Origin of the sequence: Peribacillus sp. TH27, from assembly GCF_016650915.1 — a bacterium.
GTDB classification, from domain to species: Bacteria; Bacillota; Bacilli; order Bacillales; family DSM-1321; genus Peribacillus; species Peribacillus butanolivorans.
In genome coordinates, this window is record NZ_JAEKEV010000002.1 from 4576597 (window position 1) to 4602715 (window position 26119).

Consider the following 26119-nt stretch of genomic DNA (forward strand, 5'->3'; position numbering starts at 1 on the left):
ATATTTCGGTTTGACCAATTCGTTCAAGGAGTGAAATTATGACGTTAAGAGAAGAAGCATTACATATGCATCGCTTGAATCAAGGAAAGTTAGAAACAGTTTCAAAGGTACCTGTTAGGAATGCCGAAGATTTAAGCTTGGCTTATTCTCCTGGTGTCGCGGAACCGTGTAAAGAAATTTACGAGAAGCCTGAGACTGTTTATGACTATACGATGAAAGGGAATACTGTGGCTGTCATTTCTGATGGAACGGCTGTGTTGGGACTAGGAAACATTGGACCAGAAGCTGCTTTGCCAGTTATGGAAGGTAAAGCCGTTTTATTTAAGAGTTTTGCAGGAGTCGACGCTTTTCCGATTTGTTTAAAAACGACAGAAGTGGATAAAATTGTAGAGACTGTTAAATTACTTGAGCCTACATTCGGCGGAGTGAACTTAGAGGACATTGCTGCACCGAATTGTTTTGAAATTGAAGAACGGCTTAAGAAAGAAATGAATATCCCTGTTTTTCATGATGATCAGCACGGGACAGCAATTGTAACTGTTGCCGGTCTTGTAAATGCTTTACGCCTTGTAAATAAATCAATATCAGAAATTAAAGTGGTAGCAAATGGAGCCGGTGCTGCTGGCATTGCAATCATTAAATTGCTTTATAGCTATGGAGTACGTGACATTATTATGTGTGACACGAAAGGTGCCATTTTTGAGGGCCGTCCGACAGGCATGAATGAGATAAAAGCACAAGTGGCCAAAGTAACCAATAGAAATAGGGTTGAAGGACCTCTAGAAGTAGTTATTAAAGATGCGGATGTCTTTATCGGTGTTTCTGCAGCTGGCGCGTTAACTAAAGAAATGGTTTCCACCATGAACCGGGATGCAATCATTTTCGCTATGGCTAATCCTGATCCGGAAATCATGCCGGAGGAAGCGAAAGCAGCTGGTGCGAAGGTAGTTGGGACAGGACGCTCCGATTTTCCAAACCAGGTCAATAACGTTCTTGCCTTCCCTGGAATCTTCCGTGGGGCTTTAGATGTACGTGCGACCCATATCAATGAAAAAATGAAGGTAGCTGCTGTTCAGGCAATTGCCGGTTTAATACAAGAACATGAGATTCACGAAGACTACGTTATTCCTGCTCCTTTTGATGAAAGAGTAGCACCTGCCGTTGCGGCGGCTGTGGCCAAGGCAGCGATGGAAACAGGAGTGGCGAGAATTAAAGTGGATCCAGAAGAAATTAAAGAAAAAACAAGAAAATTAGCGATCATTGGAAAAAGTGAGGAATAATTATTTTGGCGGATCGTACTTCTTCATCCAAAATTTATCTCGATGTTGTTGAGAGCCTACGTAGCATGATTGAAGTGGACAGCCTTTTACCAGGAGATAAAATTCCTTCTGAACGGGAGTTATCGGATCGACTGAATGTGGGACGTTCCTCTGTCCGTGAAGCATTGCGTGCCTTAGAGCTATTAGGATTGATAGAAACAAGACGTGGTGAAGGGACGTTTATCAGGGATTTCCAGGAGCATAAGTTAGTAGAGCTTCTGGGAACCTTTTTTTTGCAAGACAAAAAGGTACAAGAAGATTTAGCTGAGACGAAAAGATTGATTGAAATTGACTGTTTACGGATTGTAGCCTTTTTCGCTACAGCTGAAGACATCAAACAATTAATCCTCTGGGTCAAAGCTGACGAGTTTCTTGATGATGATTTCTTCTTAAGGATTGCCATATTAAATCGCAATCGATTGCTTGAAAGAATTTGGCGCATTGTCAACAGTTATGCTAGAACATCAGAGTTGGTACTGGGTAATACAAAAAAGGAAGATTATCTTGCATTACTTACATATTTGCTCGAACGAGATGAAGAAAAAGCCATTGAAACGTATCTAATTAGAATTAGAAATATGTCGAAGGACGAGTGACACCTTTTTACACGATACTAATTTTATTTTTGATATAGTTTGGGCCAAGTATCATAATATAGATAATTGGTGGTAAAGGGAGGATTAAGCTTGCTTAAAGAGCTATTTGCGAAGTCTAAGAAGAAATATGCAACGGTTCCTTTAGATCGTGAGAAACAAGATGTACCAGAAGGAATTATGACTAAATGCCCCGGCTGTAAAAAAATCATGTATACAAAAGAATTAGTGAAAAACCAGAAAGTCTGTCTGCATTGCGGATTCCATCATTCAATGTCCTCTCATGAGCGGATTGAATATTTATTTGATGCCGGTAGTTTTAATGAATTTGATAAAGAAATGATTTCAGTTAACCCACTTCAGTTCCCGGATTATCTGGAGAAGCTGGAAAAGGATAAAAAGAAAGCCAAGATTAATGAGGCAGTGGTCACAGGGGTAGGAAACATTAATGGCTACCAAGTTTCCACGGCTATCATGGATTCCAATTTTAGGATGGGAAGCATGGGCTCAGTCGTTGGGGAAAAAATCACCCGGGCGATTGAACGGGCTGGAGAATTGAAGATTCCGTTTATCATATTTACAGCATCAGGCGGCGCGCGGATGCAGGAAGGTGTTCTTAGCTTGATGCAGATGGCTAAGACCAGTGCTGCTCTAAAGATGTTCAGTAATGAAGGCGGTCTGATTATTTCGATGATGACACATCCTACTACAGGCGGAGTTTCAGCAAGTTTTGCGTCCCTTGGGGATATTAACCTTGCTGAACCTGGAGCCCTAATTGGCTTTGCGGGACGTCGAATCATTGAACAGACGATACACGAAGATCTTCCAGAAGATTTCCAAACGTCTGAATTTTTGATGAAGCACGGGCAATTAGATGCGGTAGTTAAACGTACGGAATTAAAAGAAACCTTGACAACAATCCTTAAAATCCATGCCCCGGGTGGTGAATGGTTATGATTTACGAATTAGAATTTGAACGTCCTGTTACAGAGCTTCGAAGTAAGATTAAAGAGCTGAAGGAAATAACGAAGGATGCGGATGTAGACCTGACGGTTGAAATCGAAACTTTGGAAAAACGTCTCGAGAAGTTAGAAGTCGATATTTATAATCATTTAAAACCATGGGATCGTGTACAGATTGCTCGACATCCGGCTCGTCCAACAACTCTTGATTACATTCCGCTTTTATTTAATGACTTCATCGAGTTTCATGGTGATCGTTATTATGGAGATGATGAGGCAATTGTAGCTGGTATCGCCGAATTTGAAGGACGAGCTGTGACCGTCATCGGTCATCAGCGTGGGAAGGATACGAAGGAAAATATCCGTCGTAACTTTGGTATGCCCCATCCAGAAGGCTATCGAAAAGCTTTGCGTCTAATGAAACAGGCTGAAAAATTTAATCGTCCGATTATTTGTTTCATAGATACGAAGGGGGCTTTCCCTGGTAAAGCGGCAGAAGAGCGCGGACAAAGTGAAGCCATCGCGAAAAACCTTTTTGAAATGGCAGGACTGAAGGTGCCAGTTATCAGTATTGTCATCGGTGAAGGGGGCAGTGGTGGTGCTTTGGCTCTAGGAGTTGGAGATCGAATTTTCATGTTAGAGAATTCAACGTACTCAGTAATCTCTCCTGAAGGGGCTGCTGCTTTGCTTTGGAAGGATGCTTCCCAGGCTAAACGGGCCGCGGAATCAATGCAAATCACGGCTCCTGACTTAAATCGCTTAGGGGTTATTGATGAGATTATTCCTGAAGTGAAAGGCGGCGCCCATCGAGATGCTAATGTACAGGCTGAAGCCATTAAGGATATTCTGAAACGTTCATTTAATGAGTTGCTTCCTTTGGATAGCGATGAACTGATCAATCAACGTTATATGAAATTTAAGAAAATTGGTGAATATGAATTTGAAAAACAACCAGAGGGGAAACCTAAGGAAGTTGAACAGCATTCATAAGCATTTAGCAACTGGAAAAAACGTGCTGCCAAGGGCAACACGTTTTTTTCAGCCTTACTAGGGAAGCATACATACATATATATATCTGTTTGAGTGAAGAATCCAAACTTTTACGCCATTTTACTTCAATTTCTGAAGAGAATCGGTTAGGCTTAGAACATCAAGTAAGCAAAAGTGAAAAAGCGATTGCTTATTGAAGGTAGAAAAAGGGTACAATGTAATAACGAAAGTTAATGTGAGCTTAATTTTGATTAGTGCTGTAGAGAGGTGACAATAATGAAAAGAATAGGTGTATTAACCAGTGGAGGAGATTCTCCAGGTATGAACCCGGCAGTCCGAGCTGTTGTCCGGAAAGCGATTTTTCATGAGATGGAGGTCTTCGGAATTTATCATGGCTATCAAGGTCTGATAAATGGAGATATAAGGCAACTTGAACTTGGATCAGTCGGTGATATCATTCATCGCGGCGGTACAATGCTACATACGGCTCGCTGTCCGGAATTTAAGACTGAGGAAGGTCAGCTAAAAGCTATTGAACAATTGAATAAGTTTGGTATTGAGGGCATTGTTATTATAGGTGGAGATGGTTCCTACCGGGGAGCTAAGGCATTAACTGAAAGAGGCTTTCCATGTATCGGGGTTCCTGGAACGATTGATAATGATATTCCAGGTACAGATTTTACAATTGGTTTTGATACGGCTCTAAACACGGTAATCGATGCTATCGATAAAATTCGGGATACAGCAACTTCTCATGAAAGAACTTATGTGGTTGAAGTAATGGGAAGAAATGCGGGCGATATTGCTCTTTGGGCAGGTCTTGCTGGCGGAGCAGAAACGATTCTATGTCCTGAATATAAATACGATATGGAAGAGTTGATTGGTAAGTTGAACCGCGGACATGACCGGGGGAAAAAGCATAGTATCATTATTGTCGCTGAAGGTGTTGGAAGCGCCGTTGATATTTCCAGACAAATTGAAGCAAAAGCAGGTTTTGAAACGCGTGTTACAGTGCTTGGCCATGTTCAGCGCGGCGGATCTCCCTCAGCAATTGATCGAGTGTTGGCAAGCCGACTCGGAGCACGTGCTGTAGAATTGCTTCTTGAAGGCAAAGGCGGCAAGGCTGTCGGGATAGAACAAAATATACTAGTTGATTATGATATCATCGAAGCACTTGCGAAACAGCATACAATTGACAAGAAAATGTACGATCTATCCGCAGAGTTATCAATTTAATTGGTACTGGTTAATGAAAAAAATCAGTGCTGAGATAGTATTCAAATATTAGAAAAAATAAGCTTATAACTACTACGCCCTGTCTGCCAAAAGGTGGACAGTCGGCGAGTTTTTCTTAGAGGAGGTTGACACCATGCGAAAAACCAAGATTGTTTGTACAATTGGTCCCGCAAGTGAAAGTATAGAAAAGCTGGTTCAATTAATAGAAGCAGGAATGAATGTAGCTCGGCTGAATTTTTCTCATGGCAATCATGAGGAGCATGCCGCTAGAATCCGCAATATTAGGGAAGCGGGAGAGAAAGCAGGGAAACAGGTTGCTATCCTTTTAGATACAAAAGGTCCGGAAATAAGGACGAATAATATGGAGAACGATGCTATAGAGTTGACTGCTGGTGATGAAGTCAGTATTTCTATGAATGAAGTCCTTGGAACGCCTGAAAAATTTTCTATTACGTATGAGGGACTTCTCTATGATGTCCATCCGGGATCCAGAATTTTGTTAGATGATGGTTTAATTGGTCTTGAAGTGTTAAAGGTGGATGAAGTCAAAAAAGAAATCCATACGAAAATTTTAAACAGTGGAACACTTAAAAATAAAAAAGGTGTAAATGTGCCAGGTGTTTCAGTTAACCTACCAGGCATCACGGAAAAAGACGAACAGGACATCCTATTTGGAATTGAACAGGGAATTGACTTTGTTGCTGCCTCTTTTGTTCGTAGGGCATCTGACGTCCTAGAAGTGCGTGAACTTCTGCAACAGAATGGAGCGGAACATATTCAAATCATCCCTAAAATTGAAAATCAAGAAGGCGTCGACCGTCTTGATGAAATCCTGGAAGTGTCAGATGGTTTGATGGTAGCTCGTGGAGACCTAGGAGTGGAAATTCCTGCAGAAGAAGTGCCACTAGTCCAAAAACAAATGATCAAAAAATGTAACAATGCCGGGAAACCAGTTATTACAGCTACGCAAATGCTCGATTCGATGCAGCGTAACCCACGGCCAACCCGTGCAGAAGCAAGTGACGTGGCCAATGCCATTTTTGATGGAACGGATGCCATCATGCTTTCCGGTGAAACAGCAGCTGGGACGTACCCTGTTGAGGCCGTTCAAACGATGCATAACATTGCTTCTCGTGCAGAAACAGCCCTTGATTATCGGGAAATATTATCAGTAAGAAGCAAAGTGAATCGTCATAATGTCACTGATGCTATTGGCCAGTCTGTTGCCCATACGGCGCTTAATCTAAATGTCGGCGCAATCATTACGCCTACCGAGAGCGGTCATACGGCACGGATGATTTCTAAATATCGTCCTAAGGCACCGATTATCGCTGTTACATCTAATGATCATGTTTCAAGAAGACTTGCATTGGCCTGGGGAGTTTACCCGCAGATTGGACCAAAAGCGACGACCACGGATGAAATGCTCCAAACGGCAATCGATGAAAGCCTGCATTCCGGATTGGTATCCCATGGAGACTTAGTTGTCATTACAGCTGGTGTGCCCGTAGGTGAAACAGGAACGACTAACTTGATGAAAATTCATGTATTAGGAGAGGTTCTTTTGAAGGCTCAAGGAATCGGCAGGAAATCTGCGAAAGGTGAAGTGGTTATAGCTAGGAATTCCAAGGAAGCTTTGGAAAAAGTAACTGAAGGATCTGTATTAGTTACAATTGGTTCTGATCGGGATATGATGCCGGCAATTCAAAAGTGTGCTGCATTGATTACTGAAGAAGGCGGTTTGACAAGCCACGCAGCTGTTGTGGGAGTCACTTTGGGCATTCCGGTTATCGTTGGAGCAGAAGATGCGACCAAAATCTTTAAGGATAAACAAAGAATTACGGTCGATGCTAGTCGCGGAATCATTTATGATGGACATGCTAACGTTTTATAGAACGAAATTTTGGATGATTTCGGTCCAATGAGGTAAGATGAGTGTACCGCACCATACGTGGGCTGTGCAGGAGGAATGTAGATGAAATATTTTTTATTGTTTATCATTGCGATGCCGGTCATTGAGATTATTGTCTTATTGTTGTCAGGCAATGTGATTGGTTTTTGGCCAACACTGTTCCTGATTGTATCTACCGGTTTAATCGGTGCCTATTTGGCCAAGCGGCAAGGAATGGAAACATGGAAAAAGGCGCAGGAACAGATTCGATACGGAATGATGCCAGGAAATGAAATCATTGATGGAATCTGTATCTTTCTTGGAGCTGCATTGTTGCTGTCACCGGGACTTATCTCGGATATCATAGGATTAATCCTAGTATTTCCGCCAACCAGGAATCTCCTCAAACCGATCGTTATCCGGTTTATTATGAACAGGATGAATAAAGGAAAAGTAACGATTATTCGCCATAAATAGTAAGAGGCTGTCTAAAAGCTAAACTTTTTAGACAGCCTCTTTTGGTTAGAGAAATGAATTAACATTAGCATCCCCGGTATTTCTAAGGATGCTTTTTTGCGTTTTTACTGAAAAGGCTCTTGCATTGTTTAAGTTTTAAATTATTGAGGCCAAACATGAGAGAAATTTTTGGGGTGAGATTTTGCCTGTTTCACTGATCAAGAATTGATTTTTGGAAGTAAAACTAGTATAAAATATCAGAATATTTTAATTATTTTTCAAGAGAAATGTTGTTATACCAGGCTTTTCCAAGTTAAATATTCTCTTTTTTAATTTTTTTTAGAAAAAACTGGTGACAAATTTACACAGTGTGTTATATAATACAATCAAGAAAAGAAACAACTGTATTATAACATAAAAGAGCTTGAAAGGATGTGGAGAAGCAACATGATTACTGAAGCAAAAGGCTTACAAATTACAGGTACTATTAAGCCTGGATATGAACAAATACTTACAACGGAAGCTCTTCAATTTATCGAAAGAATTGAACGGCATTTCGGTGAAAGAAGAAAAGAACTTTTAGAACAACGTAAAATCGTTCAAGAGGACCTAAATCAAGGCAAGCTACCTAATTTTCTTGAAGAAACGAAGCATATTCGTGAAAGTGATTGGACAATTGCGCCCCTCCCGAATGACTTGCAAGACCGCAGGGTTGAAATCACTGGACCGGTTGACCGTAAGATGATCATTAATGCTATGAACTCAGGTGCCAATGTTTTTATGGCTGACTTTGAAGATGCCAATTCACCCACTTGGGAAAATTGTATAGATGGTCAACTGAATCTACGCGATGCAATTCGCGGTACCATTTCATTTGAAAATCCAAATGGAAAAGTATACGCATTAAATGAAAAAACAGCTGTTTTAAAAGTAAGGCCTCGCGGCTGGCACTTAGAAGAAAAGCATGTTCTTTTAAATGGACAGCCAATATCAGCTAGCTTTTTCGACTTTGGACTATACTTTTATCACAACGCAAAAGCATTAATCGAAAAAGAAAGCGGTCCATACTTCTACTTACCGAAGATGGAAAGCCATATCGAAGCAAGATTATGGAATGATGTCTTTGTTTATGCACAAAACGATTTAAGAGTCCCGCAAGGAACTATAAAAGCAACTGTCTTGATTGAAACGATTCTTGCAGCATTCGAAATGGACGAAATTCTGTACGAGTTGAAAGATCATTCCGCAGGCCTGAACTGTGGCCGCTGGGATTATATCTTCAGCTTCCTGAAAAAATTCCGTCACTCGGATGATGTTATCTTCCCTGATAGGTTACAGGTTACGATGACTGTCCCGAACATGAGAGCGTATTCCTTATTAGCAATCAAAACATGCCACACTCGTAATGCTCCGGCAATAGGCGGGATGGCAGCACAAATTCCAGTCAAAAATGACCCGGTCAAAAATGACGAGGCGTTTGCTAAGGTACGCGCTGATAAAGAGCGCGAAGCGAGAGACGGTCATGATGGTACATGGGTAGCCCACCCAGGCATGGTAAGTACAGCAAAAGAGGTGTTTGACCTCCTTGTTCCAAAACCGAATCAAATCTATCGGAAACGTGAAGATGTTCAAGTATCAGCAGAAGAATTGCTAGAAGTACCAGAAGGAACGATAACAGAAGCTGGATTACGGACGAACATTAACGTAGGCATCCAGTATATTGCATCTTGGCTAAGTGGAAGAGGCGCTGCTCCTATTCATAACCTAATGGAAGATGCAGCAACAGCTGAAATCTCACGTGCTCAAGTTTGGCAGTGGATCCGTCATCCAAAAGGTATTTTAGAAGATGGTAGAAAAATCACCGAAGAATTATTCCATCAGATTAAAGAAGAAGAATTAGCAGTCATTAAATCAGAGGTAGGAGAAGAAGCTTTCAAATCAGGGAAATTTGAAGAGTCTACTAAACTATTTGAAGAACTGATTGCAGCAGATGACTTTGCGGATTTCTTAACAAATCCGGCATATGAACAATTATCTTAATATTTAGTTAATTAATATTTTAATATAAATTAGGAGGAAATTATAATGACTAATGAAAGAGCGCAACAACTACAACAAAGCTGGGAAAATGACGCACGCTGGACTGGAATTAAACGGCCTTATTCTGCTGAAGAAGTTATCAAATTAAGAGGTTCTATCGATATCGAGCAAACATTAGCTCGCCGAGGTTCTGAAAAACTATGGAACCTTTTAAATACAGAGGATTTCATTAACGCACTAGGAGCATTAACTGGTAACCAAGCAATGCAACAAGTAAAAGCTGGTTTAAAAGCAATCTACTTAAGTGGCTGGCAGGTAGCTGCTGATGCTAATATCGCTGGACAAATGTACCCTGACCAAAGCTTATACCCAGCTAACTCTGTACCACAGGTTGTTAAACGCATTAATCAAACACTGCAACGTGCTGACCAAATTAGCTTTGCTGAAGGAAAAGATGATATTGATTGGTTTGCTCCAATCGTAGCAGATGCTGAAGCAGGCTTCGGGGGTGCTCTTAACGTATTCGAACTAATGAAAGGTATGATAGAAGCTGGAGCTGCTGGCGTTCACTTTGAAGACCAACTATCTTCCGAGAAAAAATGTGGTCATTTAGGCGGTAAAGTTCTTCTTCCAACGCAAACGGCAGTACGTAACTTAGTATCAGCCCGTTTAGCAGCAGACGTAATGGGAACACCAACTATCTTAATTGCTCGTACTGATGCAGATGCTGCAGACTTGATCACGGATGATATCGATCCGGTTGATGCACCTTTCATCACAGGTGAACGGACTCCAGAAGGATTCTACCGTACAAACGCAGGTCTTGACCAAGCGATTGCACGTGGTCTAGCATATGCACCATATGCTGATCTTATCTGGTGCGAGACTTCTGAACCAAACCTAGCAGATGCTCGCCGATTTGCTGAAGCGATTCATGCAGAGTTCCCTGGTAAACTACTTGCTTACAACTGTTCACCATCATTTAACTGGAAAGCAAAATTAAGTGATGAAGAAATTGCTAGCTACCAGGTTGAATTGGGTAAATTGGGTTATAAATTCCAGTTCGTAACGCTTGCAGGTTTCCACTCATTGAATCACAGCATGTTCAACCTTGCTCTTGGTTATAAAGACCGTGGAATGGCTGCATACTCAGAACTTCAACAAGCAGAATTCGCTAGTGAAATTGACGGCTATACTGCAACTCGTCACCAACGTGAAGTTGGAACTGGTTACTTTGATGAAGTAGCACAAGTAGTTTCTGGTGGAACATCATCTACAACAGCACTTGCTGGCTCTACTGAAGCAGAACAATTTGAGACTTCAAAATAATAGATAGACTATAAAAAAATCCGCCTCAAACTCGAGGCGGACTTTTTATAGGAACGAGAGATTTCTGATTAAAAGTTAACTCTAAAGCTTTAGGTGGTCTTATTTGTATCCGCTCCGATAATAAATGCCCATATGGCCTTAAAGACATGGGCGCGCTGAAGTGTATTAAATATGACAAGGACTACTGGCCCTGCAATCAGTCCCAGAAAACCGATTAATTTGAAACCGATGAATAAAGCAACGAGAGTAGCAAGTGGATCCAATCCGATACTAGAAGAAAGAACTTTGGGCTCAATTAATTGACGCTGGACAACTACGATAATGTAAAGCACAGACAAACCAATTGCAAGGCTAGTATTCCCTGTAATGAATTCAAAAATAATCCATGGAATAAATATGGTCCCGGTACCCAAATAGGGAATGATATCAACCAATCCGCAAATTAATGCAATGGTAATTGAATAGTTCACTCCTAAAATGAGTAAACCAATCAAGATCGTAACCGTTGTCAATGAAACAAGTGTGAATTGTGCCCGGATAAACCCGAATAAAGCTCGTTTTAAATCCCGGAATAAACGCTTGGCACCTGCAAAAATCTTATCAGGTAAAAACTTTCCCGTTATGCGGCCGAAGTGATCCCAATCTTTACTAATGAAGAAAGTGCCCAGTAGGGTAAAGAGGAGTGCTGTTGCTGTAGTTGGAAACCAGCCGATGATTGCGGGAATATTTTTTAAGAACGCTTGAATAAAACTACTGACACCGGTAGTGATGGATTCGCCAATATTCTGGATATTCTTGAGGACGGTGTCTTGCTGCTCGATATCTAAATTATTGAACATAGCGGTTGTTTGATTATATAAAGGGATGATAGTGGTCGCGATGTATGTTTCGATATAATCTACTATAGTTTCAATATGTTGAGGTATGACACCAGCAAGGTAATTGGTACCTGAAATAATTTCAGTAACCAGCAGGGTAATGAGTCCTGCAAATAAAAGAAAAATGAGTAAAAGGGAAACGAACACAGCCAATCCTCTTGGTAACCGGCCTTTCTTTTCAAAAAAAGTAACCAGAGGGTTCATCAAGAAAGCAATAATCATGGCAATAATGAATGGATATGTATATTTAGATAAATAGAACAAGGCAATTCCACCTAAAATTATGCCTCCGATGACCAGTAAAGAACGAATGAAACGATAAATATAAACAGGATTCAAGACATCCCCTCCTTCTAACATAAACTTTGTATTATAATTGTAACGACGTTGGAAAAGAAAGGAAAGATTCTTTCGTCTTTCTGCTTAATTTTTTTCCGTTTTAGTATCGTTTTATAAATCAATCTCCTATTGAGAAAGAGTGGAGGTTGTTATGTTAAAATAACAAAAAGAAAGAAGGTGAAGGGAGAATGATAAACGGTCCTGTCGTATTTTTAATTTTACTTGCAGTTATCGGTTGGGTTGGAAAAAACACATCACTGATTGCGGCTGCGGGTTTTCTTTTACTCATGAAACTCATCGGCCTTGATACAAAAGTGTTTCCATATTTAGAAGCGAAAGGGATCAACTTAGGCGTCACCATCATTACGATTTCAGTGCTAATCCCCATTGCAAATGGAGCGATTGGTTTCAAGGAACTGGGTGACGCCATAAAGTCACCTTATGCCTGGATTGCGCTCGCATCTGGAATAGCTGTTGCACTTATAGCGAAAAATGGAATTACCCTCCTTTCACATGATCCTCATATTACAACGGCTCTTGTTTTTGGGACGATTCTTGCGGTCGCATTATTCAAAGGTGTCGCTGTTGGACCGTTAATTGGGGCAGGAATTGCTTATCTATGCATGCAAATCTTTGATTTTTTCAAATGAGCAAAATGGTAAATGATAGAATGGATTGTAAGAGCGTAAATGAAAAAATTCTATTTAATGTTTCGATTATTCTGCTTTGTAACAAATTTTCAAAAAAACGTTTTGAATCCCATTAAAAAAAGCAAGAGAATATGTAGCTAATTTTTCTAATAAAATAATAATTTTTTCACATTTTAGGTGCTTTTGATTCCCAAAAAAGTGTTTATTGTTTATAATAATCATGTAACTGCTCTGGTTTATTAAAAATGGGATTCAGAATATCATTGATATTTTTGAGGAATCTTAAAAAGAGATGTAGTTATTGAGCAAGCGCTCACTAGGAATAGCTACAAGCATTATTTTTAGAATTTCGTATAAAGGATTATCGTACATTTTACTATTGTTGGGGTCATATTCTGTGAACGCTTCCAATACAAGATGTATGTCTTCTGCTAAAAAATAGATGGTTGTATTCAATAGCTAATTTCTTGGAAGCGCTATATTTATACGCAATAAGCAAGGGCATAGGGGAATACTTAGGAAAAGGAGAGATTTAGTATGACAGCAACAAAAGGTCTTGAAGGTGTGGTAGCAACAACTTCATCAGTAAGCTCTATTATCGATGATACGTTAACGTATGTAGGTTATGATATCGATGATTTAGCTGTAAACGCAACATTCGAGGAAGTAATCTATCTTTTATGGCATGGAGCTCTTCCAAACAAAAGCCAATTAGAAGAATTAACTAAACTACTTGCTGAAAATGCTGCAATTCCAGCTGAAGTGGTTAATCATTTCAAAACATACCCAATTGATAAAGTACATCCAATGGGAGCTCTTCGTACAGCAGTATCTCTTCTTGGTCTTTATGATGAAGAAGCAGATGTAATGAGTGAAGACGCTAACTATCGTAAAGCAATCCGCATCCAAGCAAAAATCCCTACACTGGTAACAACTTTCGCTCGTATCCGTCAAGGAAAAGAAGCGGTTGCACCACGTACTGATCTAAGCTTTGCTGCTAACTTCTTATATATGTTAAGCGGTAATGAACCAACAGCAATCGAAGAAGAAGCATTCAACAAAGCATTAGTTCTACATGCTGACCATGAATTAAACGCTTCTACATTCACTGCACGTGTTTGTGTGGCTACATTATCTGATATCTATTCTGGCGTGACTTCTGCTATCGGCGCATTAAAAGGCCCTCTTCACGGCGGAGCTAACGAACAAGTTATGAAAATGCTTACAGAAATTGGTTCTGTAGAAAACGTTGAGCCTTATATCAACGAAAAATTAGCTAATAAAGAAAAAATCATGGGCTTTGGCCACCGTGTATACCGTAAAGGTGATCCACGTGCTAAACACCTTAAAGAAATGTCTCAAAAATTGACTGAACTTACTGGTCAACCACAATACTACGATATGTCTATCAAAATTCATGAAATTGTAACTGGTCAAAAAAATCTTCCACCAAACGTTGATTTCTACTCTGCTTCTGTATACCACAGTTTAGGTATCGAGCATGACCTATTTACACCAATCTTTGCTGTAAGCCGTGCTTCAGGCTGGATTGCTCATATCCTAGAGCAATATTCAAACAACCGTCTGATCCGTCCACGTGCAGAGTATGTTGGACCAGGTATGCAAAAATACGTACCGATTGAAAACCGATAATTTTTGAATAGTTAAAAGTTTTTTCGAAATTTTATTTTTTATTTCATCGATTTTGTAGTAAATTAATAGATGTGAGTAAAAAAGGTTAGTGGTTCAGCTTAAATTAAGCGGCCAGCTAACCTTTGAATTTGAATCGGAGGTAAAGAGACATGACACAAAGCCAAAAAATCACAGTTACTAACGGTGCTCTTAACGTACCAAACAACCCAATCGTTCCTTATATTGAGGGAGACGGAATCGGTCCTGATATCTGGGCAGCAGCTTCACGCGTTTTAGACGCAGCTGTTGAAAAAGCATACAATGGCGAAAAGAAAATCGAATGGAAAGAAGTTTTAGCTGGACAAAAAGCATTTGACCAAACAGGCGAATGGCTTCCACAAGAAACTCTTGATGTCATTAATGAATATCTAATCGCTATTAAAGGACCTCTTACAACACCAATCGGTGGCGGAATCCGCTCATTGAACGTTGCATTACGTCAAGTATTAGACTTATTCGTATGTCTACGTCCAGTACGTTACTTTGATGGTGTACCTTCACCAGTTAAACGTCCTGAAGACACTGACATGGTTATCTTCCGTGAAAACACTGAAGACATCTATGCTGGTATCGAATATGCAAAAGGTTCTGACGAAGCGAAAAAATTAATCGATTTCCTACAAAATGAATTCGGTGTTAAAAATATTCGTTTCCCTGAAACTTCTGGTATTGGTATTAAACCAATTTCTGAAGAAGGAACAAAACGTCTTGTTCGCTCTGCACTTAACTATGCGATCAAAGAAGGCCGTAAATCATTAACTCTTGTTCATAAAGGTAACATCATGAAATTTACAGAAGGCGCATTCAAAACTTGGGGTTATGAAGTTGCAGAACAAGAATTCGCTGAGAAAGTATTCACTTGGAACCAATATGATCAAATTAAAGAAGCTGAAGGCACTGAAGCTGCTAACAAAGCACAATCTGCTGCTGAAGCTGAAGGCAAAATCATCGTTAAAGATTCTATTGCTGATATCTTCTTACAACAAATCCTAACTCGTCCTAAAGAGTTTGATGTTGTTGCAACAATGAACTTAAACGGAGATTACATTTCTGATGCACTTGCTGCACAAGTTGGCGGAATTGGTATTGCTCCAGGAGCAAACATCAACTACGAAACTGGACATGCTATCTTCGAAGCAACTCATGGAACAGCTCCTAAATACGCTGGTCTTGATAAAGTTAACCCATCTTCAGTTCTTCTTTCAGGCGTTCTTTTACTTGAACACCTTGGTTGGAACGAAGCTGCAGACAGCATCACAAAATCAGTAGAACAAACAATTGCTTCTAAAGTTGTAACATATGACTTTGCCCGCCTAATGGAAGGTGCAACAGAAGTTAAATGCTCTGAGTTCGCTGACGAACTTATCAAAAACCTTAAATAATTACTTATGATGCTTTCTGGAAAAGAGCCGATACGGTCTTCTTTTTCAGGGAGCTTTATATATATGTGTGGATAAAGACGTTAAAAGTTTCCAAAAATATTTACATATTTTAAGGAGGAAATAACATGTCTAAACGCAAAAAAATTACAGTAGTTGGTGCTGGTTTCACTGGAGCAACAGCAGCATTCCTAGCAGCTCAAAAAGAACTTGGTGATATCGTTTTAGTTGATATTCCACAAGCAGAAAACCCAACAAAAGGTAAAGCACTTGATATGGCGGAAGCAGCTCCAGTTCAAGGTTTTGACGCTAACATCATCGGTACTTCAAACTATGCAGATACAGCTGATTCTGACGTAGTTATCATCACTGCTGGTATCGCTCGTAAACCTGGTATGAGCCGTGACGACTTAGTTCAAACTAACCAAAAAGTTATGAAATCTGTAACTAAAGAAGTGGTTAAATATTCTCCAAATACAACCATCATCGTTTTAACAAACCCAGTAGACGCAATGACATACACTGTTTATAAAGAATCAGGTTTCCCTAAAGAACGCGTAATTGGACAATCTGGTGTACTTGATACAGCTCGTTTCCGTACTTTCGTGGCTCAAGAATTAAACCTATCTGTTAAAGATGTAACTGGTTTCGTTCTTGGTGGACACGGTGACGATATGGTTCCTCTAGTACGTTACTCATACGCTGGCGGAATTCCTTTAGAAACATTGATTCCTCAAGATCGTTTAGAAGCAATCGTTGCTCGTACACGTACTGGTGGCGGAGAAATCGTTAACCTTCTTGGAAACGGAAGTGCATATTATGCACCGGCTGCAGCTCTAGTAGAAATGGCTGAAGCTATCCTTAAAGACCAACGTCGCGTTCTACCTTCTATCGCTTACCTTGAAGGCGAATACGGATTCGAAGGAATCTACCTTGGCGTGCCAACTGTACTAGGTGCAAATGGTATCGAACAAATTATCGAACTTGAATTAACTGAAGACGAAAAAGCATCACTTTCTAAATCAGTTGAATCAGTTAAAGCAGTAATGCAAGTTTTACAATAAGAGACATTGAAAGCATCTTAATAAGACTGCCCGGAAGAATGAAAGGGAAGGCTAAGCTAAGGCCATATCCTCCCATCCAACCGGGTAGTTTTTTTTCTGGCCGTTTCTTAACCGGGACTTAATTAATCCATGTTTAATAACCATAAAGGAGACGATGATCCCTGCTAATGGTAGGATTACTTTTCAATGATGTTTTTTTTATGTGTAAATTTCATATAATATTCTTTATAATAGAGTTGGATGAGTAGACTGAAAAAAGTCTCAGGGGTAATACATAATTCAGGAGGATCTAATGTCAAAGAAAATTCTCGTAGTGGATGATGAACAATCAATAGTTACCTTACTTCAGTATAATTTAGAACAGGCAGGCTATTCAGTAGTTACAGCTTTAGATGGGGAAGAAGGTCTGCAGGCTGCTGTGGATATACGACCGGATTTAGTCGTATTGGATCTGATGTTGCCTAAAATGGATGGGCTTGAAGTGTGTAAACAGCTTCGTCAGCAAAAAATCAATATACCAATTTTGATGCTGACAGCTAAGGACGATGAATTTGACAAAGTGCTTGGTCTTGAACTAGGGGCGGATGATTACTTAACCAAACCTTTTAGTCCACGTGAGGTGGTTGCCCGAATTAAGGCAATACTAAGAAGATCCCAGCTTCAATCGAATGGCAGTGAAACAAATCTTGATCAGGAAGATGGGTTCCTAAAATTAGGCGGCTTGAAAGTCTATCCTGAACGTTACGAAGCATTCTTTGATGAACAACAATTAGAATTAACTCCAAAGGAATTTGAATTACTTTTATACCTTGCAAAGAATAAAGGAAGAGTTTTAACGAGAGATCAGCTCTTAAGTGCGGTTTGGAATTACGATTTTGCAGGAGATTCGCGAATCGTTGATGTCCATATTAGCCACCTTCGTGAAAAAATAGAGCAAGATACAAGAAAACCTCTTTATATCAAAACGATCAGGGGCTTGGGTTATAAGCTTGAGGAGCCAAAAAAGAATGACCACCTATCGTAAAAAGCTTCTTTATACTCTCATCATGTTGGTGATGGTCGTCATGATGGCCGTGGGCTTTTTATTGGGACATTTGTTCAAAAGCTATTATATTAAAACATTTAATGAGCGTATACAGAACGAAACATTTTTCATTTCTACATATATTCAGGAGCATGGGGGGATCACATCCTTTTTGGAAGAAGGGAAAACGGCAAAATTAACACCCCTGTTAGATTCCAACTTAACCATCCTCTCAGCGAGTGGAGAGATTTTATACGATTCAACATCGTCAAATGAGCTACATAAAAACCATGCCAATATCCTTCGAAAGATCATCTTGGAAAAAGGTCTTAAGCAAGAAGAAGGATATGAAGTTATCGAGGGAGAATCGGATCTCCATTATTATTGGAAAACGGTTGAAAAGGATGGAGAAATTGAAGGCTTTGTCGTTCATAGCAACGAAATAGAGGCCATCCACCAAGTTAATAAGCAAATGTGGCAAATATTGATCATTTGTTTAGGGGTAGCCTTGATCATTATCCTCATGCTTGCGAGTAAAATCACTTCTTATTATACCCGGCCGATTGAGGAAGCAACGATGGCAGCCATTGAATTGGCAAAGGGGAATTATAGAACTCGGACATTCGAGCAGCATTCTGATGAAACAGGGATGCTCACGACTTCGCTAAACATATTAGCGAGGAATTTACAGGAAACAGAAACGGCGAGGGAAATGAATCAGGATCGTTTGGAAACACTGGTTGAAAATATCGGTAGTGGTGTCCTATTAATCGACAGTAAAGGCTATACGACCTTAATTAACCGGGAATTCAAAAAAAGCTTCGGTGTAAACTCGGCTACGTTTTTGTTTCAAGTATTTTACTCGGTCATTAAAGATCAAGAAGTCATTTCTATAATAGAAGAAATTTTCCGGACGGAAAAGACAATAAAACGCCAAGTGAAAATACCACTTGCTATTGAACGTAAGCATTTTGAGATATACGGGGCTCCGATTATCGGTACTCATGACGAATGGAAGGGGATTCTCCTCATTTTCCATGATATTACCGAATTGAAAAGGCTCGAGCAAATGCGGAAGGATTTTGTGGCCAATGTATCCCATGAACTGAGAACACCGATTACTTCTATCAAGGGCTTTTCAGAAACGTTGCTCGATGGGGCTTTAAAAGACGAAAAAACATTGAAGCACTTTTTATCCATTATCTTGAAAGAAAGTGATCGTCTGCAAGAACTCATTCAGGAACTTCTTAATTTATCAAAAATGGAGCAACAGGAATTTGTTTTAAAAACAGGCGTCGTGGATATTACAAATGTTCTTGGTGATATACAAGAGATGCTTATTGGTAAATTGAAGGAAAAAGAAGTTTCTCTTGAGATAAAAGCTTCTTCGGAACCTGTTTTTATTGAAGGGGAATCAGACAGGATCAAACAGGTTTTCATTAATTTGATTACTAACGCGTTGACATATACACCAAATGGAGGGTGGGTCACCGTGAACGTCACTGAAAATGAACAAACGGTGGATATTATAGTCCAAGATAGCGGTATCGGTATTGAAGAAAAAGAACTTCCAAGAATATTTGAACGGTTTTATCGCATTGATAAGGCAAGGAGTCGTGATTCAGGAGGAACAGGCATCGGACTCGCTATCGTCAAGCATATTATAGAAGTCCATAAAGGTAAAATCAAAGTAGAAAGTACGCCGGGATCGGGTACGACTTTTACGGTAACGTTAAATAAAAGCTTAAAAGGAAAAGTGTAGGAATTGTGTGAATTTACATGTCCTTTACAATTTATTTAAACTGACTTCATAATGGAGGGTTAAAATGGTTGTACAGCCCCTCATCCAAGGAGTTAGGCGAAGACAGAGACACTAAGTCTCTGTCTTTTCTTTTGACTATATTCCTCTTTACCTACCTTCTATACTATTTTCATTAGGAAAATATTTGATTTTTATGAAACTTTAGACCCTTCCTTGCGTAAATAAGATATAACGGCAAATAAGGGGTGATACATATCGTCAGTTTAAAAAGGATATATACAATCACAGGACTAGTATTTCTTATTTTAATTTTTGGTGTTGTTGCGATATCGACCTGGTACACGGTAGATGAATCCGATCAGGCTGTCATTATGACGTTTGGTAAGGTAGAGCAGACGATTACAGAACCAGGCCTTCACTTTAAGCTGCCTTGGCCGATTCAGTCGGTTGAAAAACTATCGAAAGAAACATTCAGTCTTAAATTTGGATACAAGGAGGAGAATGGAGAGGTAACAGATTATCCGAGGGAGACCAAGATGATTACGGGGGATGAAAATATTGTTCTTGCTGACCTAGTGGTTCAATGGAAAATCACAGACCCTCCAAAATACCTGTACAATGCAGATGATCCAGAGAAAATTTTATATGACACGACTTCCGCTGCTTTAAGAAGTATTATCGGAAGCACGAAAATTGATGATGCACTTACTTCCGGTAAAGCACAAATTGAAGCAGATGTCCGGGAACTGCTATCACAGTTAATGGAGAAATATGATGTAGGCATATCAATATCTGCGGTTAAGCTCCAGGATGTGGAGTTACCGAATGAAGAAGTGCGGAAAGCCTTTACGAATGTCACAGATGCTAGAGAAACGGCGAATACGAAAAGCAATGAAGCGGATAAATATGAAAACAAACGTATTAATGAAGCTGAAGGGGAAAAAGACGCCATTATCTCACAAGCAAATGGTGATAAAGCCGCTCGTACGGAGGCTGCTCGTGGGGATGTAGCGGTCTTTGAAAAATTATATAGTGAATATAAAGGCAATAAGGGTATAACAAAAGACCGTCTTATTATTGAAACGCTTGAAGAAGTATTGCCGAATGCAGAGATTTATATCATGAATGATGATGGAAATACAATGAAGTACTTACCACTTCGCTCACTAGAAAAAGAGGAAACGAAAAAAACGCCTATTCCTGAAGAAGAAACGAAGAAGGAGTCTGTACCTGAAGAAAAAGCGACAGGGGAAGGAGGCACCAAACAATGAGCGGAAAAGTAATTGATTTTAATGAGATGAGGAAAGGTAATTTTCACTGGGGAGGCTATGTTAAAATAGGGATTTTCCTCATTATATTTATCGTGTTGCTGCTGATTATCTTCACCAATGTGTATATCGTCAAGGAGGGTGAATATAAAGTCGTCCGCCAATTCGGTGAGGTGGTTAGAATCGATAAAACCCCAGGATTAAAGGCGAAGGTACCATTCATTCAAAGTGTGGTTACCCTGCCAAAATATCAAATGAGTTCTGATGTGTCAGAGGCGGAAATCAATACAAAAGATAAAAAGCGGATGCTCATCGATAACTATGCGGTCTGGAGGATAGAGGACCCAAAAAAATTGATCACCAATGCAAGGACACTCGAGAATGCGGAAACGAGAATGGAAGAGTTCATCTATTCGGCAGTACGTTCAGAGTTGGGTCAGTTGAATTATGATGAAATTATTAATGATGAGAAGTCATCGAGGGGAAGCTTGAACGACCGTATTACGGAGAAAGTTAACGAACTGCTACAAAAAGACAGTTACGGGATCAGCCTAACTGATGTCCGGATAAAACGGACGGATCTGCCTGCGGAAAATGAAGAATCCGTCTTTAAAAGGATGATTTCCGAGCGCGAATCGAAAGCGCAAGAGTACCTATCCAAAGGAGATGCGAAGAAAAACCGAATTATTGCGGATACTGATCGAAAGGTAAAAGAATTGCTTTCGACTGCAGAGGCAGATGCAGAAGTGATTCGGGCTGAGGGAGAAGGGGAAGCAGCGAAAATTTATAATAAGTCGTTTTCCAAAGATCCTGATTTCTATAAACTATACCGTACGCTTGAATCTTATAAAAAAACGATTGGTGATCAAACGGTCATCGTTCTGCCATCAGATTCACCGTACGCTAGCTTGTTAATGGGAAATACAAAATAGCATAGTCGCCGTCATTTTTCTTTCCACTTCTACTCATGGTAGAATAGAGAAAGAAAATGCACGGCTTTTTGCGTTTATAAATAGAAGCTGAACTACATAACCCTGTGTGACTGGAGGAAGACGAATTTGGATAAAAAGTTAGTACTCATAGATGGAAATAGTATTGCTTACCGCGCATTTTTTGCGCTTCCGCTCTTGAATAATGATAAGGGTGTACATACGAATTCGGTGTACGGATTTACCATGATGCTTAACCGCATTCTTGAAGAAGAAAAGCCAACGCATATTCTTGTGGCCTTTGATGCCGGTAAAACGACATTCAGACATGAGACATTTAAAGAATACAAGGGTGGACGCCAGAAAACGCCGCCTGAATTATCCGAGCAATTCCCCTTTATCCGCGAGTTGCTCGACTGTTTCCAAATAAAAAGGTATGAATTGGAAAATTACGAAGCCGATGATATTATCGGTACGCTGTCTCTACAGGCGGAAAGAGATGGTTTTGAGGTAAAAGTCATTTCCGGTGATAAAGATTTAACCCAATTATCTTCCCCGAGTACGACGGTTTCAATCACGAAAAAGGGAATCACTGAAATTGAGGAATATACACCAAAGCATATACATGAAAAATACGGCCTTTCACCCCTGCAAATCATTGATTTAAAAGGGTTGATGGGTGATGCTTCCGATAATATTCCTGGCATACCGGGAGTTGGTGAAAAAACGGCACTTAAATTATTACACCAATTTGAAACGGTTGAGAACCTGCTAAGTTCGATTGATGAGGTAAGCGGTCAAAAATTGAAGGAAAAAATTGAAGAACATAAAGACCTTGCTTTGTTAAGCAAAGAGCTTGCGACGATTACAAGGGAAGCGCCAATTCAAGTTATGGTCAATGAGACCGAGTACAACGGAATGGACCAGGAAAGGGTTATTTCATTTTATAAAGAGCTTGGTTTTTCCACGCTGCTCGATAAATTGGATGTTTCAGAAAGTGTACCGATTGAACAAGAAAAAATTGAGGTTCACACTTCGGAAATGACTGCAGAGTTGTTTGCTGATGGAAGTGCTTTATATGTTGAAATCTTAGAAGATAATTATCATCATGCAGACATTCTTGGAATAGCCGTCAGCAATGAAAATGGCCATTTTTACTTCCATGGTGAGACGGCACTGACTTCAGATATATTTAAATCTTGGGCAGAAGATGAAACAAAAAAGAAAACGGTTTTTGACGCAAAGCGCACGGTTGTAGCACTGCGCCATCGAGGAGTTGAAATAAAAGGCATTGATTTTGATGTGTTTCTAGCATCATATATCTTAGATCCTGCAGAGTCAGTGGATGAAGTGGCCGAAATCACGAAAACTCAAGGAACCATACGTCTTGAAACCGATGATGTTTTTTATGGAAAAGGTGCAAAACGCAAGGTACCCGAAGAATCTGAATTGAGAGATCATATCGCCAGAAAAGCGAAGGCTATCTTTTCTTTAAAAGAACCTATGGTTGAAAAGCTGCAGGAGTTTGAGCAATACCATTTGTTAACGGAACTTGAGCTGCCTTTGTCCATTATCTTGGCTAATATGGAGTGGCAGGGTGTTAAGGTAGATATTGGACGACTGAAAAACATGGGGCAGGAATTAGCTATTCGATTAAAAACCATCGAAGGGCGAGTTTTTGATCTGGCTGGAGAGGCTTTCAATATCAATTCACCGAAACAACTTGGGGTAATTCTTTTTGAAAAGTTGGAGCTTCCAGTATTGAAGAAAACTAAAACAGGCTATTCTACGTCAGCTGATGTGCTGGAAAAATTGGAGAGCCAGCATAATATTGTGAAAGAAATTTTACTTTACCGTCAGCTTGGTAAGTTGCAATCCACCTATATTGAAGGCTTGCTCAAAGTAGTCAATCGGAAAACAGATAAGGTACACACTCGTTTCAACCAAGCATTAACCCAGACCGGCCGATTAAGCTCGACAGACCCTAACCTTCAAAACATCCCAATCAGGCTAGAGGAAGGCCGGAAAATCAGGCAGGCGTTTATCCCTTCTGAAAAGGATTGGATTGTTTTTGCTGCTGACTATTCTCAGATCGAGTTACGAGTGCTTGCACATATCGCCAATGATAGCGGCCTAGTTGAAGCGTTTCAGGCAGGGATGGATATCCATACAAAAACAGCGATGGATGTTTTCCATGTATCAGCAGAGGAAGTCACTTCGAACATGAGACGCCAAGCAAAAGCGGTTAACTTTGGGATTGTCTATGGTATAAGTGACTACGGACTTTCACAAAGCCTTGGCATTACTAGAAAAGAAGCGGGAGAGTTCATTGAGAAGTATTTAAGAAGCTTTCCTGGTGTACAGGAATATATGGAAGAAAGCATACATGAAGCTCGTCAAAAAGGATATAGTACGACTTTGCTGCAAAGAAGGCGTTATATTCCTGAGATTACAAGCCGTAATTTCAACATTAGAAGTTTTGCCGAACGGACAGCCATGAACACGCCAATTCAAGGCAGTGCAGCAGATATCATCAAGCTTGCCATGATTAATATGAATAAGCGTCTGAAAAAAGAGGGGCTAAAAACGAGAATGCTTCTGCAGGTGCATGATGAATTAATTTTTGAGACACCTCCGGAAGAACTCGAAATCCTTAAGAAAATCGTACCAGAGGAAATGGAGAATGCTATTGAATTAAATGTGCCTCTCAAAGTGGATTATGCTTACGGGCCAACATGGTTTGATGCCAAATAATAAAAGATAGGTGATTAGTAATGCCAGAACTTCCTGAAGTAGAAACAGTCAGAAGAACGTTAGAGCAGCTCGTACTTGGAAAAGAAATCAAGGAAGTGTCCGTCTTCTGGCCTAAGATTATTAAAGCACCTGAACCTGTCGAACAGTTTCAGGATGCTTTAAGAGGGCAGACAATTCAGCGAATAGGCCGTCGAGGCAAGTTCCTCATTTTCACACTGGATGATTATGCATTGGTTTCGCATTTAAGGATGGAAGGGAAATACGGAGTGCATCCAAAAGAAGAGCCGTATGATAAGCACACTCATGTTATTTTTACTTTTACGGATGACAGTGAACTTAGGTACCGGGATGTCCGGAAGTTCGGGACGATGCATTTATTTACAAAAGGGGAAGAACTTGAGCAATTGCCATTATCGCATTTAGGTCCTGAACCGCTATCAGAAGAGTTTACAGTCGAGGGGCTTAGTGCGAAGCTGGCAAGAACCAGTAGGAAGATTAAGCCAGTTCTTCTAGATCAAACTGTTGTCGTTGGAATTGGAAATATATATGTGGACGAGTCTTTATTCCGTTCCGGGATTCATCCAGAGAGAATAGCTTCTTCACTTACGTTAGAGGAAATTAAAAAGCTGCATTCCGAAATCATAGCAACATTAGGTGAAGCGGTGGAAAAAGGGGGAAGTACGATTCGTTCGTACATTAACTCTCAAGGGCAAATCGGCATGTTTCAGTTAGAACTTAATGTTTACGGACGTAAAGGAGAGAACTGCAAAACGTGCGGTACACCACTTGAAAAGCTAGTTGTAGCCGGACGCGGCACACATATATGCCCGTTGTGTCAGCGACTTAACTAGTCAATGTCTTTTCAAACACATCGGATGGGCTCCTTCCATATACTAGGGTAGCAACGAGAAGGGAAGGAGTAATAATTCCGATGTGGCTACAAATTATTTTTCTTGCTTTTGCAGTAAGTATTGACGGTTTTGGCGTAGGTTTGACATTTGGTATGCGAAAGATGAAAATCCCCTTAAAGTCAATAGCGGTCATTTCATTTTGTTCGGCACTGAGTTTAGGCATTGCGATGGTCATCGGGCAGTTCATCAGTCAGCTTATTTCTGTCGGAGCGGCTGAAAAAACTGGGGGCATCATTCTCATTTTTCTTGGTGCCTGGATGGTATACCAGTATTTTAAGCCTGATAAGGAATTGAACGACGAGAGATATCATGAAAAAATCATCTTTAATTTTGAAATTAAATCACTTGGAGTAGTCATAAATATTTTACAAAAACCATTGAATGCCGATTTTGACAAATCAGGAACAATTACTGGTGTTGAAGCACTTGTTCTCGGGTTTGCACTTTCGCTTGATGCGTTCGGAGCTGGAGTTGGAGCAGCTATGATCGGGATTTCTCCGATTATTCTCGCAATATGTATCGCTGTAATGAGTTCAATCTTCATTTGGAGCGGACTTCAAAGCGGGAAATTGCTTTCAAATAATAAAATTGTGCAGCAGTTAACCTTTCTTCCGGGCGTGCTATTGATTTTAATTGGTGTATTCAAGTTATAA

General features: G+C 40.1%; 21 protein-coding genes. 20 read left to right on the forward strand and 1 reads right to left on the reverse strand.

The window, feature by feature from the left end:
* Positions 1 to 38 precede the first annotated feature (38 nt).
* The 9 genes from JFU24_RS23375 (at position 39) to aceA (ending at position 10816) form a co-directional block, all read left to right on the forward strand.
* On the forward strand, positions 39 to 1280 hold the full coding sequence (locus JFU24_RS23375; protein ID WP_201186167.1) for an NAD(P)-dependent malic enzyme: 1242 nt from the start codon (positions 39 to 41) through the stop codon (positions 1278 to 1280).
* A 5-nt stretch (positions 1281 to 1285) separates the two neighbouring features.
* Complete coding sequence (locus JFU24_RS23380; protein WP_201186166.1) at positions 1286 to 1915, forward strand: FadR/GntR family transcriptional regulator; 630 nt, start codon at positions 1286 to 1288, stop codon at positions 1913 to 1915.
* 90 nt (positions 1916 to 2005) lie between these two features.
* A complete protein-coding gene (gene accD, locus JFU24_RS23385) occupies positions 2006 to 2869 on the forward strand; it encodes an acetyl-CoA carboxylase, carboxyltransferase subunit beta (RefSeq protein WP_201186165.1) in 864 nt (287 codons plus the stop codon).
* A complete protein-coding gene (gene accA, locus JFU24_RS23390) occupies positions 2866 to 3864 on the forward strand; it encodes an acetyl-CoA carboxylase carboxyl transferase subunit alpha (protein ID WP_201186164.1) in 999 nt (332 codons plus the stop codon). The genes accD and accA overlap by 4 nt, the downstream gene beginning before the upstream one ends.
* Positions 3865 to 4140: 276 nt before the next feature.
* A complete protein-coding gene (pfkA, locus tag JFU24_RS23395; protein ID WP_057219326.1) occupies positions 4141 to 5100 on the forward strand; it encodes a 6-phosphofructokinase in 960 nt (319 codons plus the stop codon).
* 133 nt (positions 5101 to 5233) lie between these two features.
* Positions 5234 to 6994, forward strand: a complete 1761-nt coding sequence (gene pyk / locus JFU24_RS23400) for a pyruvate kinase (protein ID WP_056529314.1) — start codon at positions 5234 to 5236, stop codon at positions 6992 to 6994.
* 81 nt (positions 6995 to 7075) lie between these two features.
* Positions 7076 to 7468, forward strand: a complete 393-nt coding sequence (locus tag JFU24_RS23405) for an FxsA family protein (RefSeq protein ID WP_201186163.1) — start codon at positions 7076 to 7078, stop codon at positions 7466 to 7468.
* Between the two features lie 426 nt (positions 7469 to 7894).
* Complete coding sequence (gene aceB / locus JFU24_RS23410) at positions 7895 to 9487, forward strand: malate synthase A (protein ID WP_201186161.1); 1593 nt, start codon at positions 7895 to 7897, stop codon at positions 9485 to 9487.
* A gap of 45 nt (positions 9488 to 9532) precedes the next feature.
* Entirely contained in the window at positions 9533 to 10816 is a 1284-nt protein-coding gene (gene aceA, locus JFU24_RS23415) for an isocitrate lyase (RefSeq protein ID WP_053347272.1), read from the forward strand.
* An 89-nt stretch (positions 10817 to 10905) separates the two neighbouring features.
* On the opposite strand, the gene ytvI is transcribed toward aceA, so the two are convergent.
* Complete coding sequence (ytvI, locus tag JFU24_RS23420; protein WP_201186159.1) at positions 10906 to 12033, reverse strand: sporulation integral membrane protein YtvI; 1128 nt, start codon at positions 12031 to 12033, stop codon at positions 10906 to 10908.
* A gap of 188 nt (positions 12034 to 12221) precedes the next feature.
* On the opposite strand from ytvI, the gene JFU24_RS23425 reads away from it, so the two are divergent.
* From JFU24_RS23425 to ytaF, 11 genes are all read left to right on the forward strand, one after another.
* Positions 12222 to 12683, forward strand: a complete 462-nt coding sequence (locus tag JFU24_RS23425; RefSeq protein WP_053347270.1) for a DUF441 domain-containing protein — start codon at positions 12222 to 12224, stop codon at positions 12681 to 12683.
* A gap of 537 nt (positions 12684 to 13220) precedes the next feature.
* On the forward strand, positions 13221 to 14336 hold the full coding sequence (gene citZ / locus JFU24_RS23430; RefSeq protein WP_201186157.1) for a citrate synthase: 1116 nt from the start codon (positions 13221 to 13223) through the stop codon (positions 14334 to 14336).
* A 149-nt stretch (positions 14337 to 14485) separates the two neighbouring features.
* Positions 14486 to 15757 (forward strand): NADP-dependent isocitrate dehydrogenase, encoded by a 1272-nt coding sequence (gene icd, locus JFU24_RS23435; RefSeq protein WP_053347268.1) that lies wholly within the window; start codon positions 14486 to 14488, stop codon positions 15755 to 15757.
* Positions 15758 to 15882: 125 nt separating this feature from the next.
* On the forward strand, positions 15883 to 16818 hold the full coding sequence (gene mdh / locus JFU24_RS23440; RefSeq protein WP_201186156.1) for a malate dehydrogenase: 936 nt from the start codon (positions 15883 to 15885) through the stop codon (positions 16816 to 16818).
* A gap of 292 nt (positions 16819 to 17110) precedes the next feature.
* A complete protein-coding gene (locus tag JFU24_RS23445; protein ID WP_201186155.1) occupies positions 17111 to 17842 on the forward strand; it encodes a response regulator transcription factor in 732 nt (243 codons plus the stop codon).
* Entirely contained in the window at positions 17826 to 19604 is a 1779-nt protein-coding gene (gene pnpS / locus JFU24_RS23450) for a two-component system histidine kinase PnpS (RefSeq protein ID WP_056529297.1), read from the forward strand. The genes JFU24_RS23445 and pnpS overlap by 17 nt, the downstream gene beginning before the upstream one ends.
* Before the next feature lie 254 nt (positions 19605 to 19858).
* The gene (hflK, locus tag JFU24_RS23455) at positions 19859 to 20875 is read left to right on the forward strand and encodes an FtsH protease activity modulator HflK (RefSeq protein WP_201187983.1); all 1017 of its coding nucleotides are present in this window, start codon (positions 19859 to 19861) and stop codon (positions 20873 to 20875) included.
* Entirely contained in the window at positions 20872 to 21804 is a 933-nt protein-coding gene (gene hflC, locus JFU24_RS23460) for a protease modulator HflC (protein ID WP_201186152.1), read from the forward strand. The genes hflK and hflC overlap by 4 nt, the downstream gene beginning before the upstream one ends.
* Positions 21805 to 21930: 126 nt before the next feature.
* Complete coding sequence (gene polA / locus JFU24_RS23465) at positions 21931 to 24555, forward strand: DNA polymerase I (protein ID WP_201186151.1); 2625 nt, start codon at positions 21931 to 21933, stop codon at positions 24553 to 24555.
* Positions 24556 to 24575: 20 nt separating this feature from the next.
* Complete coding sequence (mutM, locus tag JFU24_RS23470; RefSeq protein ID WP_201250583.1) at positions 24576 to 25406, forward strand: DNA-formamidopyrimidine glycosylase; 831 nt, start codon at positions 24576 to 24578, stop codon at positions 25404 to 25406.
* 80 nt (positions 25407 to 25486) lie between these two features.
* Positions 25487 to 26119, forward strand: a complete 633-nt coding sequence (gene ytaF, locus JFU24_RS23475) for a sporulation membrane protein YtaF (RefSeq protein WP_201186149.1) — start codon at positions 25487 to 25489, stop codon at positions 26117 to 26119.

Bases quoted from the DNA above. Each gene is read 5' to 3' on its own strand.
- JFU24_RS23375 (WP_201186167.1), top strand. From the start codon at position 39: ATGACGTTAAGAGAAGAAGCATTACATATGCATCGCTTGAATCAAGGA.
- accA (WP_201186164.1), top strand. From the start codon at position 2,866: ATGATTTACGAATTAGAATTTGAACGTCCTGTTACAGAGCTTCGAAGT.
- pfkA (WP_057219326.1), top strand. From the start codon at position 4,141: ATGAAAAGAATAGGTGTATTAACCAGTGGAGGAGATTCTCCAGGTATG.
- pyk (WP_056529314.1), top strand. From the start codon at position 5,234: ATGCGAAAAACCAAGATTGTTTGTACAATTGGTCCCGCAAGTGAAAGT.
- JFU24_RS23405 (WP_201186163.1), top strand. From the start codon at position 7,076: ATGAAATATTTTTTATTGTTTATCATTGCGATGCCGGTCATTGAGATT.
- aceB (WP_201186161.1), top strand. From the start codon at position 7,895: ATGATTACTGAAGCAAAAGGCTTACAAATTACAGGTACTATTAAGCCT.
- aceA (WP_053347272.1), top strand. From the start codon at position 9,533: ATGACTAATGAAAGAGCGCAACAACTACAACAAAGCTGGGAAAATGAC.
- JFU24_RS23425 (WP_053347270.1), top strand. From the start codon at position 12,222: ATGATAAACGGTCCTGTCGTATTTTTAATTTTACTTGCAGTTATCGGT.
- citZ (WP_201186157.1), top strand. From the start codon at position 13,221: ATGACAGCAACAAAAGGTCTTGAAGGTGTGGTAGCAACAACTTCATCA.
- icd (WP_053347268.1), top strand. From the start codon at position 14,486: ATGACACAAAGCCAAAAAATCACAGTTACTAACGGTGCTCTTAACGTA.
- mdh (WP_201186156.1), top strand. From the start codon at position 15,883: ATGTCTAAACGCAAAAAAATTACAGTAGTTGGTGCTGGTTTCACTGGA.
- JFU24_RS23445 (WP_201186155.1), top strand. From the start codon at position 17,111: ATGTCAAAGAAAATTCTCGTAGTGGATGATGAACAATCAATAGTTACC.
- pnpS (WP_056529297.1), top strand. From the start codon at position 17,826: ATGACCACCTATCGTAAAAAGCTTCTTTATACTCTCATCATGTTGGTG.
- hflC (WP_201186152.1), top strand. From the start codon at position 20,872: ATGAGCGGAAAAGTAATTGATTTTAATGAGATGAGGAAAGGTAATTTT.
- mutM (WP_201250583.1), top strand. From the start codon at position 24,576: ATGCCAGAACTTCCTGAAGTAGAAACAGTCAGAAGAACGTTAGAGCAG.
- ytaF (WP_201186149.1), top strand. From the start codon at position 25,487: ATGTGGCTACAAATTATTTTTCTTGCTTTTGCAGTAAGTATTGACGGT.